The 10,126-nt window shown below is 69.4% G+C and carries 11 protein-coding genes; 6 read left to right on the top strand and 5 right to left on the bottom strand.

Features of this window, described 5'->3' with window-relative positions; all coding sequences use genetic code 11:
* Positions 1–296: 296 nt before the first annotated feature.
* The 4 genes from ACK4UM_RS20185 to ACK4UM_RS20200 form a co-directional block, all read right to left on the bottom strand.
* A complete protein-coding gene (locus tag ACK4UM_RS20185) occupies positions 297–2,396 on the bottom strand; it encodes a molybdopterin-dependent oxidoreductase (protein WP_409802640.1) in 2,100 nt (699 codons plus the stop codon).
* Between the two features lie 79 nt (positions 2,397–2,475).
* Complete coding sequence (locus tag ACK4UM_RS20190) at positions 2,476–2,832, bottom strand: hypothetical protein (RefSeq protein ID WP_409802641.1); 357 nt, start codon at positions 2,830–2,832, stop codon at positions 2,476–2,478.
* 37 nt (positions 2,833–2,869) lie between these two features.
* Positions 2,870–3,124, bottom strand: coding sequence for a DUF2312 domain-containing protein (locus ACK4UM_RS20195; RefSeq protein ID WP_409802642.1), 255 nt, complete (start codon positions 3,122–3,124; stop codon positions 2,870–2,872).
* 145 nt (positions 3,125–3,269) lie between these two features.
* Positions 3,270–3,581, bottom strand: a complete 312-nt coding sequence (locus ACK4UM_RS20200) for a DUF1244 domain-containing protein (RefSeq protein ID WP_409802643.1) — start codon at positions 3,579–3,581, stop codon at positions 3,270–3,272.
* 120 nt (positions 3,582–3,701) lie between these two features.
* On the opposite strand from ACK4UM_RS20200, the gene ACK4UM_RS20205 reads away from it, so the two are divergent.
* The 5 genes from ACK4UM_RS20205 (at position 3,702) to ACK4UM_RS20225 (ending at position 8,330) form a co-directional block, all read left to right on the top strand.
* Positions 3,702–4,997: a glycerate kinase gene (locus tag ACK4UM_RS20205; protein WP_409802644.1), complete on the top strand. Its 1,296-nt coding sequence runs from the start codon at positions 3,702–3,704 to the stop codon at positions 4,995–4,997.
* Entirely contained in the window at positions 4,969–5,439 is a 471-nt protein-coding gene (locus tag ACK4UM_RS20210; protein ID WP_409802645.1) for a DUF1036 domain-containing protein, read from the top strand. The genes ACK4UM_RS20205 and ACK4UM_RS20210 overlap by 29 nt, the downstream gene beginning before the upstream one ends.
* Entirely contained in the window at positions 5,436–6,875 is a 1,440-nt protein-coding gene (gene pyk / locus ACK4UM_RS20215; RefSeq protein ID WP_409802646.1) for a pyruvate kinase, read from the top strand. Before ACK4UM_RS20210 ends, pyk begins: the two co-directional genes overlap by 4 nt.
* 154 nt (positions 6,876–7,029) lie before the next feature.
* On the top strand, positions 7,030–8,010 hold the full coding sequence (locus tag ACK4UM_RS20220; RefSeq protein WP_409802647.1) for a hypothetical protein: 981 nt from the start codon (positions 7,030–7,032) through the stop codon (positions 8,008–8,010).
* Between the two features lie 26 nt (positions 8,011–8,036).
* Positions 8,037–8,330 carry a hypothetical protein gene (locus tag ACK4UM_RS20225; protein WP_409802648.1) on the top strand — a complete coding sequence of 98 codons (294 nt, stop codon included), beginning with the start codon at positions 8,037–8,039 and terminating at the stop codon, positions 8,328–8,330.
* Between the two features lie 95 nt (positions 8,331–8,425).
* Here the strand turns inward: ACK4UM_RS20225 and ACK4UM_RS20230 are convergent, their stop codons facing one another.
* The gene (locus ACK4UM_RS20230; RefSeq protein WP_409802649.1) at positions 8,426–8,827 is read right to left on the bottom strand and encodes a hypothetical protein; all 402 of its coding nucleotides are present in this window, start codon (positions 8,825–8,827) and stop codon (positions 8,426–8,428) included.
* A 424-nt stretch (positions 8,828–9,251) separates the two neighbouring features.
* Between ACK4UM_RS20230 and ACK4UM_RS20235 the strand changes: the two genes are divergently transcribed.
* Positions 9,252–10,126: TadE/TadG family type IV pilus assembly protein (locus ACK4UM_RS20235; RefSeq protein ID WP_409802650.1), on the top strand; the 875-nt coding region annotated here is incomplete at its 3' end.

Here is a 10,126-nt window from a genome sequence, read left to right on the forward strand (position 1 = left end):
GATGGGCGCGAATCCCTCCCCGTAGGGGAGGGTGGCCTCCAAGGCGAAGCCGAAGGAGGTCGGGTGGGGCCCGACGCTCGCAGTCTATCCACCACCCGGGCCCCACCCGGCCGGGCTCGCTGCGCGCGCCCGTCCACCCTCCCCTGCGGGGAGGGATGGGCGCGAATCCCTCCCCGCAGGGGAGGGTGGCCTCCGGAGCGAAGCGACGGAGGTCGGGTGGGGCCCGACGCTTGGCGATCAATCACCACCCGGGCCCCACCCGGCCGGGCTCGCTCCGCGCGCCCGTCCACCCTCCCCTACGGGGAGGGATGAAGACGTCGCACGGAAACGCGGTTGTCGTGGTAGGCGGTGCCGCCGAAGGGGGCCACCTGGTCGGCGCCGGTGAGCGTGTTGATGCCGCGCCCGTCCGGATAGGCGGCGTTCGGCCAGATGCTCTCGGCGATCAGCACGCCGCGCCGCACGCCCTCGAAAAGCCGCGCGCGGATGAGCACGCGCCCGCGATCGTTCTCGAGCGCCACCCAATCGTCCTCCGCGATGCCGAGCGCTGCCGCGTCCACCGGGTGGATCATCACCGTCGGGTAGCCTTCCTTCTCGCGCGAGGTCGGCATCTCGGTGAAGGTCGAGTTCAGGAAATGCCGCGCGGGGCTCGTCGCGAGGCGGAAGGGGTGCGCGTCCGTCCCCTCCTCCGTCACCGCCCAGTGATCGGGCAGCGCCGGCATCGCCTCGTGCGGGCCCATCGGACCGGCGCTCGGGGCGGGAGTGCGGGTCCAATCCGGCTTGAAGCGGAACTTGCCGTCGGGCCAGGCGAAGCCGTCGAGGTAGTGCGCGGTGCGGAAATCGGGCTGCGCGTCGATCCACTTGCCCGCCTCGAGGCTCGCGAGATCGCCCCAGCCGGAGGCCTTCAGCGTCGCGTCGATGATCTCGCGCGGGCTCATGGCGAAGCCCGGGTGATCCGCGCCGAGGCGACGGGCGAGTTCCACGATCAGGTCGTGGTTCGAGCGACACTCGCCCGGCGGCTCGACGACCTTCGCCCCGAGCTGGATGTGCTGGTGGCCGCCGCCCTGGTAGACGTCGTCGTGCTCGAGGAACATCGTCGCGGGCAGGACGACGTCGGCATAGGCCGCGGTCTCGGTCATGAAATGCTCGTGGACGACGGTGAACAGGTCCTCGCGCGCGAAACCCGCCTTGACGCGCTCCTGCTCGGGCGCGACCGAGACCGGGTTCGTGTTCTGGATCAGCATCGCCGTCACCGGCGGGCCTTGGAGGAGCGCCTGCGCATCCCCCGTCAGCACGCGGCCGATCTGCGATTGGTTGAGCTGGCGCACGCTCGGATCGCGCAGGTCGTGGGCCTCGATCAGCCCCTTGTCCCAATGATAGATCGCGCCGTTGTTGTGGAAGGCGCCCCCGCCTTCGTATTGGAACGCGCCCGTCGCCACCGCGATCGAAGCCGCGGCATGCATGTTGACGGTGCCGTTGCGGCTTCTCGAGAAACCGTAGCCGAGGCGGAAGAAGGTGCGCTTCCTCTCGCCGACGAGCCGGGCGAAGGCCTCGATCTCCTCGGCCGGGATGCCGGTGATCGCCTCCGCCCAGGCCGGACCGCGGCTCGCGAGATGCGCCTCGAGCTCGCCCGGACAATCCGCATAGCGCGCGAGATAATCGCGATCCGCGTAGCCGTCGCGGAAGAGGACGTGCATCACCGCGCAGGCGAGCGCGCCGTCGGTCCCCGGACGCAGTACCAGCTTGACGTCGGCCTGCTTCATCGAGGCCGTCTCGTAGACGTCGACGACGACGATCTTCGCCCCGCGCTCCTTGCGGGCGCGCATCGCGTGGGTCATCACGTTGACCTGGGTGTGGACCGGGTTCGTCCCCCAGATGACCACGCAATCGGACTTCGCCATCTCGCGCGGATCGGGCCCGGCGAGACGGCCGGTGCCGGCGATGTAGCCCGTCCAGGCCATGTTCGTGCAGAAGGTCGCGAACATGCCGGAATATTTCTTCGCGTGACGCAGCCGGTTGATGCCGTCGCGCATCACGAGGCCCATCGTGCCGGCGTAATAATAGGGCCAGACCGCCTGCGGCCCGTGCGCGGCCTCGGCCGCGAGGAAGCGCCCGGCGATCCGGTCGAGCGCCTCGTCCCAGCTCGCGCGGCGGAACTGCCGTGTGCCCTTCGGCCCGGTGCGGATCAGCGGGTGGACGAGCCTGTCGGGATGATGGATGCGCTCGGCATAGCGCGCGACTTTCGCGCAGATCACGCCCGCGGTGTAGCTGTGGGCCGGATCGCCGTAGACGCGCCCGATCGTGCGCTCGTCGAGAATCTCGACCTCGAGCGCGCAGGTCGAGGGGCAATCGTGCGGGCAGACCGACGAGCGGCGGGGAATGGGCGTGCGGGCGTTCATGGGAAAGTGATGCCAGAACCGCGCGCGCGTGTCATCAAGGCTCGATGGCGCTCCGGAAGGCGGCGATCGCGGCGGGCATCTAGTGATGCAGGAGCCGCGCGGCGGCGACCGCGGGTGCCGCGCGCTCCGAAGCGAAATCGTCGTAGGTCTTGCGGGCGACGTGACGGAAGCGGCGGGTCTCGTCGACGGCATCGGCAAAAGCGGGGCCGAGGATCGGCGCCGTGCTCCGCGCTCGCAAGAGGCGGATACGCTCGAGCGCGCTCTCGAGCGAGGTGTGGCCGGCCTGCATCGCCTGCATGAAGGCCATCCGGTTCTTGTAGGAGGCGAGGTCCTCGCCGGAGAGCCCCCCTTGCGCGAAGATCTCGACGGCGCGACCGAGATGACGCACGCACGAGGCGACGTCCTCGTCGATCTCGATCCAGCGCGCGTCGCTCACGACACCTCCTCCGAATGACTTCGCTCGGCGAGCGCCCTCACGCCATCCCGAGCGCCTGCATGTACAGCTCCAGAATCGCCTCCTGCTCCTGGCGCTCGGAATGGTCCTGCTTGCGCAGCTTGATGATCTGGCGGACGGCCTTGGCGTCGAAGCCGCGGCCCTTGAGCTCGGCGAAGACGTCCTTGATGTCGGACTGGATGCCGGCCTTCTCCTCCTCGAGGCGCTCGATGCGCTCGATGAACTGGCGGAGCTCGTCGGCGGCGACCCCCGAATCGGCGACGTCAGCGACCATGGTGTTCGACCTCGTTTGCGGCTGATGGCGCGCGCGGACATGGCGCGCGAAGGAACGTGGCCGGATGCGATAGGCGATCGCGCGCGCCCCGGCAAGACCCTCGACGCCGCTGTCCACGAAAGACCCGCGGGAGCCCCGCGCCCCCTCAATGGGCCGGCTTGTTGGCCTCGAAGGCGGCCTGCTGCTCGGGAGTCGCCTCCGCCTGGTGGCGCGCCTTCCAGGCCTCGTAGGGCATGCCGTAGACGGCCTCGCGCGCCTCGTCCTTCGTGAGCCCGAGGCCCTGCGCGTCGGCGGCGTCCTTGAGCCAGTTCGAGAGGCAGTTCCGGCAGAAGCCGGACTGGTTCATCATGTCGATGTTCTGCACGTCGGTGCGCGCGCGCAGATGCGCCACGAGCCGGCGGAAGGCCGCGGCCTCGAGCGCGTTGCGGGTGTTCTCGTCCAGGTCTTCGAAACGCATGGCCTGCGATCTCCATGGGAATGGCAGCCTCGCGGGCCAAGATGGCGGATGACCCGGGCCGTGAAAAGGCGTAAACGCGGGAGCACGACGTCGCGACCGCGCCACCCCCGGAGCCGTGTCATGATCGAGACCGCGCGCGCGCCGCGCAGAGCCGCGCTCGAGCGCATCTTCGCCGCCGCCGTCGCGCGCGCGCAGCCGCAGACCTGCCTGCCGCCCCATCTGCCCCCGCCGCCCGCTCGCGGCCGCGTCCTCGTCCTCGCCGCCGGCAAGGCTGGGGCGAGCATGGCCGCGACCGCCGCGGCGCATTATCGCGCGCTGGGGCTCGGGCCCGATCGGCTCGGCGGGATCGCGGTCGCCCGGCACGGCTACGGTTGCCCGGCCGATCCGATCCGCGTCGTCGAGGCCGGTCACCCGATGCCGGACGAGGCGGGGCTCGCCGCGACCCGCGAGGTGCTGGCGCTCGCCGACGGCGCGGGCGGCGACGACCTCGTCCTCGTCCTCGTCTCCGGCGGCGGCTCCGCCAATTGGACCGCGCCCCTGCCCGGCCTCGCGCTCGCCGAGAAGCAGGCGATCACGCGGGCGCTGATGCGGGCGGGCGCGCGCATCGACGAGCTCAATTGCGTGCGCAAGCATCTCTCGGCGATCAAGGGCGGCCGGCTCGCGGCGCGCGCGGCACCGGCGCGGATCGTCACGCTCGCGATCTCGGACGTGCCCCACGACGATCCGGCCGTGATCGCCTCGGGGCCGACCGTCCCCGATCCGACCACGCTCGCGGACGCCCGCGCCGTCCTCGCGCGCTACGGCGTCGCGCTGCCCGACGCGGCCCGCGCCCTCCTCGCCGATCCCGCGAACGAGACGCCCAAGCCCGGCGACGCGGTCTTCGCCGACGCCTCCCTCGTGATCGTCGCGCGACCAGCCGAGGCGATCGAGGCGGCGGCGCGGGCGGCACGCGAGGAGGGCTACGAACCGGTCGTCCTCGGTGCCGATCTCGAAGGCGAGGCGCGCCTCGTCGCCGCCGAGCACGCGCGGCTCGCGCGCGCGGCGAAGGAGGCCGGGCGCCGCTGCGCGATACTCTCGGGCGGCGAGCTGACCGTGAGCGTGACCGGCAACGGCCGCGGCGGGCCCAATCAGGAATACGCCCTCGCCCTCGCCCTGGCGCTCGACGGCGCCCCTGGCATCGCGGCGCTCGCCGGCGACACCGACGGCACGGACGGCGGCTCGGGCGCGGCGGACGACCCCGCCGGCGCCTTCGTCGACGAGACCACGCTCGCCCGCGCGCGCGCCGCCGGCCTCGACACCGCCGCGTTTTTATCGGACAACGATGCGACCTCCTTCTTCGAGATCCTGCGCGATCTCCACGCCCCCGGACCGACCCGCACCAACGTCAATGATTGTCGCATCATCCTGGTGGACTGAGCATTCCCGCCGCACGAGCCTCGTCCTCGCCGTCCTCGCCGGTCTCGCGACGGGGCTCTCGGCGAGCCCGGCTGCGGCCGATCTGCGGCTGTGCAACATGACCGGCTCGCGGGTCGGCGTCGCGCTCGGACACCGCAACGACGAGGGCTGGGTGACGGAGGGTTGGTGGAACCTGCGTCCGCGCCAATGCGAGACGTTGCTGGAAGGCGCGCTGAGTTCACGCTTCTATTACGTCTTCGCGGTCGATTACGATCGCGGCGGCGAATGGGGCGGTCGGCATTATCTGTGCACGCGCGAGCGCGAGTTCACGATCGAGGGCTTCGAGGACTGCCTAGCCCGCGGCTACGACCGCAACGGCTTCTTCGAGGTGGATACAGGCGAACAACGAAGCTGGACGGTGCAGCTCACCGATCCGGCACGGCAGGGGGAGGCACTTCGATGACGCGCTCGCGGCGCACCAAGATCGTGGCGACGCTGGGACCCGCTTCGTCCACTCCGGAGACGATCCGGCGGCTGCACGAGGCAGGGGCCGACGTCTTCCGCATCAACATGAGCCACTTGCAGCGCGAGGGCCTGCGCGAGCGCGTGGCCATGATCCGCGCGATCGAAGAGGACGTGCGCCGGCCGATACCGATTCTCGTCGACCTCCAGGGCCCGAAGCTGCGCATCGGCACCTTCGCGGGCGACAAGGTCGAGATCGACACGGGCGGCGACTTCACGCTCGACGACGACACGGCGCCCGGCGACGCGACCCGCGTCCACCTGCCCCATCCCGAGATCCTCTCCGCGCTGGAGCCCGGCCATCAGATCCTGATCGACGACGGCAAGTTGCGGCTCGTCGTGGAGGAGGTCGAGACCGGGCGGCGGGCCCGCACGCGCGTCGCCGTTGGCGGCACGATCTCCAATCGCAAGGGCGTCTCGCTCCCCGACACGCCGCTCCCCGTCTCGGCGATGACGCCGAAGGACCGCTCCGACCTCGAGGCGGCGATGGAGATCGGCGTCGACTGGGTGGCGCTCTCCTTCGTGCAGCGCCCGGAGGACGTCGCCGAGGTCAAGAAGGTCACCCGCGGGCGTGCCCTCGTCCTCGCCAAGATCGAGAAGCCGCAGGCGCTCTCGCGGCTCGAGGAGATCATGGAGATTTCCGACGCGATCATGGTGGCGCGCGGCGATCTCGGCGTCGAGATGCCGCTCGAGCGCGTGCCGGGCCTGCAGAAGCGCATGACCCGCATGGCGCGCCGGCTCGGCAAGCCGGTGATCGTCGCGACCCAGATGCTCGAATCGATGATCGGCGCCCCCGTCCCCACCCGCGCGGAGGTGTCCGACGTCGCCACCGCCGTCTACGAGGGCGCGGATGCGGTGATGCTGTCGGCGGAGAGCGCGGCCGGACAATTCCCGATGGAATCCGTCGCGACCATGAACCGGATCGCCGAGGAGGTCGAGCAGGACAGCCTCTACTGGACGATCCTCGCCGCCCAGCAGGCGGAGCCCGAGGCGACCGGCTCGGACGCGATCGCGCACGCCGCCCACCGCATCGCCAACACGCTCGGCATCAACGTGATCTGCGCCTGGACCTCGTCGGGCGCGACCGCACTGCGCATCGCCCGCGAGCGGCCCAACGCCACCGTGATCGCGCTCACGCCCAACCGCGACACCGCGCGGCGCACCACGCTCGCCTGGGGCGTCCACCCGGTCGTCACCCGCGACGCCTATGACGTCGACGACATGACCTTCCGCGCCTGCAAGTTCGCGGTGCGCACGGGGCTCGCGAAGGTCGGCGAGCGCGTGGTGGTAGTGGCGGGCGTCCCCTTCGGCACGCCCGGCGCGACCAACATGGTGCGCATCGCCTTCATCACCCAGGAACACGCCGACGCTGCCTAATTCGCAAAATTGTGAGTTGCGCAGCATACTGCCGGAAGATATGCTCCCCCACCAACCTACAATGACTTGCGGGGGCACAATGTCAGGCGATCTGGAAGTTGAGGAGCACATCGTTTGGATGAGGCCAGCAGACGATGGCGGGAGCGGAGCGACAATGGCATCCGGCCCCATCCTTCATCGCTATGGTGAAGTCGGAATCGGTCTCGGTCCGGCGATGGCGGCGGGCGCACCGTTACCCGAGGACAAGCTGTCTCCGGAAGCGCTTGAGGGGCTGGGAGCGTTCAAGGTCCGAAACAGCAGTTCCTATGTCGAAGCCAAGCGTCGCCGGCCCTACCCGTCGGCGAGTTGGAGCGGGAACGATCAGCTGGCGGCGCTCGACCCGCCGATGCCGATGGATGCCGCGGGCTCACCCCTGGCGGCTGCTCCTCCGAAATTTCGCCTGTCGGGCACCATAGCCGTCGGCACCATTATCGTTCATACTTCTGGCTCGAGCTTCGAGATACCGCGCAGTGAGCAGGCGATGATCCTCGCCGACGTGCAGAACGGTCTTTCCTTCCTGGCCGCGGAGAGCCCGGCCAAGGACATCACGTTCGTGCATGACACCAAGGTGATCGATATTTCTACTCCGGCCGTGGGGACGAAGGGCTCATTCGAGGATGCCGAGGCGCCATGGCGAGATCAGGCTCTCTCGCGGATGAATTATTCCCCCGGCGCGCGCGGCGTGGCGGAATACGTGGCGGATCTACGCAGGCGGTTTCGCACTGAGTTGGCGTTCTGCGCCTTCTTCGTCGAGTATCCATTGTACCACTTCGCTTACGCGTACCCTGCCGCATCTTATCTCGTGATGGACATCAACGTCGGACCATGGACTGCCGCGAATCGCGACAGTGTCTACGCGCACGAGGTATGCCACCTGTTCGGCGCGCCGGACGAATATCTCGCGTCGCGATGCAACTGCGGTGGGTCCTGGGGAGTTTACCGCGTGCCCAACGTCAATTGTGAGCCGTGCGCGGTCGATCCTCAAGAATGCATTATGCGTAACAATGTTAAGCAGTTATGCACGGCAACGCGATATCACGTCGGCTATCGGGGGCTTCCGCCGTATTCGGGCGGTCGCCGACCTGCGACAGTTTGACGGCGAGTCCGACTGGAGAGATGAAGATGCAAGAGCTGGTTATCGTAGAAAGCGGTGCGGAGCGTCTAAAGCGCCGGCACGGCGTCCACATACTTCAGCAGCTGCCGCCCCACATCTATGTCGTCGATGCTGCCGCAGAAACGATCGAGGATTTAGGAAAGGAGCAGGGCACCTGGGTCCTGTCCGACGTCGATCCCAACGAGCTCGCGATCCTATCCGACGACGAGCGTCTCTTCATCGAAGCATGGCGCCGTCGGAGATCGACAGAGACCCGCGTTTTCGAGGGGATGAATTGGGGCGCCTTCGGCAAGGGGCCTTGACGAAGAGACTGGCGTGATCGTCTGAGCGCGGCAGCCGTGTGCGTGAGCACGGCGGCCGCGATCCTTTACGAACGTCAGGCGGCCCGTCCCTCCCCTCACGCGTCACGCGCTACCGGAGCCGGGGCGGCGGGCGGGGGCTCGCGCTCGAAGCGGATGCCGCAATTCTTGGCGATCGAGGCCTGCTCGATCGCGTCCATCTCGCCCTTCAGGCGAGCGAGTTCGGCCGCCTGCGGGCCGTCGCCGCGCACGAAGAAGAGCGCCGGCCAGAACAGCACGATGCTCACGCCGGTCGCGACCGCATCGCGCGTCGCCCGCTCGTTCTGGGCGCCGACGGCGATAGCGGCGCGATTCGAGACGCGGGCCGCCTCTTCCTGCAATTGCGAACAGGTCAAGTTCTGGTAGGTGAGCGGCGAGACGTAGGACGCATTGATATCGGACGCGCGCGAGGCGCAGCCGGCGAGCGCGACGGCCGCCAGCAGGATGACGACGGGTTTCATTTCGTTATAGCCCCCAGTTGAGCCCGCAGCGATACGCGCGGGCTCGCCTACGGTCAAGCCGAGGCAATGGGGAAGGTGAACAGGACGCGTTCGGGGACTCTTCAGGCCCCATTCATCCGCGCGCCGCTACCACGTTTCTCAGGAGCCGGGTCGCCGCATAACGGCTCCAGACAGCCTTGCGCCCGCTCGGACCGCCGCAACGAGCGGGCGCCTTTTTGGCTTGTTCCGTCGATTGCGATCGAGTGCGGCTACCGTCGCTTTACCACGCCCGACGATGAGCAGCACTTCGCAGCTTTTGATGGCGATGGTCGGCATTCGATTAAAGATTTCGTTTGCTCCCCAGCACCTATGCCTCTCCCGAGGCGTGTGCTCGGCACGCGCCAGGTGCGCGAAGAGGCGTGCCCGACAGACGGGGTGAGGCGACATGAGCGAGCGTCAGACGATTTCGACCTCGAAGGCGGCTCTCGATCGGGCGAGAACCCTCGCCGGCGACCGCCACGGCAATGTCGGCATCATGTTCGCGCTGACGATGGTGCCGATCATCGGCCTCGTCGGCGCGGCCGTCGACTTCAGCCGCGCCTCGAACGCCCGCGTCGAGCTGCAGGCGCTCCTCGATTCGACGGCACTCGCGAGCGCGCGGCGCCTCGGCGAGACGAACGCGACCGAGGACTCGATCCGCGACGAATTCCTGCGCCACATCCGCGAGCGCGCCCCGCGCAACGTCCGCATCGACGATCTCCAGATCCGCTTCCCCGAGGGCCGGCGGGTCGCCGAGGTCGATGCGACCTACGCCGTCGCGACGATCTTCCTCGGCGCCGTCGGGCACGACACCATCCCCGGCCGCATCGTCGCGGAGGCGCGCAGCGGGATGGACGTCGCCGAGGTCGCCGTCGCGCTCGACGTGACCGGCTCGATGGCGACGCACATCCCCGCGATGCGCCAGGCCACCGCCGCCCTCATCGACGTGCTCAAGCCGGCGGGGCAGAATTCCGACAACGTGCGCATGGCGCTCGTGCCCTACGTCACCACGGTGAACGTGTCGGGGCACCCGGACCATATGCGGTGGATGGATGTCGACGGGCGCGCGCGCTACCACGGGCAGAACTTCCCGCGGACGCGGTATCGCGACACGCGATGCGTGGTGCAGTCGCCTCCGCCGAACCCAACTCCGCCCCCCGTCGTGTCGCCGCCGCCTTCGCCGCCGCCGGTCGTCTCGCCGCCGCCCTCGCCGCCGCCGAGCGTCTCGCCGCCGCCGCCTCCCCCGCCGCCGCCGCCGCCGCCGGTGGTGTCGCCGCCGCC

The organism is Salinarimonas sp. (assembly GCF_046292825.1).
GTDB lineage: Bacteria > Pseudomonadota > Alphaproteobacteria > Rhizobiales > Beijerinckiaceae > Salinarimonas.